The following is a 403-nucleotide window of genomic DNA, read 5'->3' as shown; positions in this document are numbered from 1 at the left end:
CGCAGCAAAGCGATTGTGCCTGGTGGTAAATACTGCAAACCAAAGTACACCGCAATAGGGTAAGCAATAATCACCAAGGTCGTAATAATCTGCAGGATTAACCGCATTAGCTTTTTATTAAGCCTTCTATGGCATCAACGACATCATTGACTGTGCGCACGGTTTTAAATGCTTCTGGCTGAATTTTTTTACCGGTCAGCTGTTGCAATTTAATCACCAAATCTACCGCATCAATGCTGTCTAAATCTAGATCTTCATACAAAGAAGCTTCAAGCGTGATATCTGCTGCCTCTATTTCAAATTCATCAATTAAAATGCCACTTAGCATCTCAAGGATTTGTTCACGATTTTGCATGCTGACTCCTAAACACGTTGAGATTCAATAAAGCTAGCTAAGCTAGCA

General features: G+C 40.0%; 1 protein-coding gene. It reads right to left on the bottom strand.

The annotated features are described in order from the left end of the window. Positions 1-106: 106 nt before the first annotated feature. Positions 107-355 (bottom strand): acyl carrier protein, encoded by a 249-nt coding sequence (locus AAEY88_RS12625; RefSeq protein WP_101084964.1) that lies wholly within the window; start codon positions 353-355, stop codon positions 107-109. Between the last annotated feature and the right edge of the window lie 48 nt (positions 356-403).

This window comes from Psychrobacter sp. CAL346-MNA-CIBAN-0220, from assembly GCF_040309805.1.
Classification (GTDB): Bacteria; Pseudomonadota; Gammaproteobacteria; order Pseudomonadales; family Moraxellaceae; genus Psychrobacter.
Note: the sequence above shows the minus strand (reverse complement) of the source record. Positions and strands in the feature narration are given on the sequence as shown.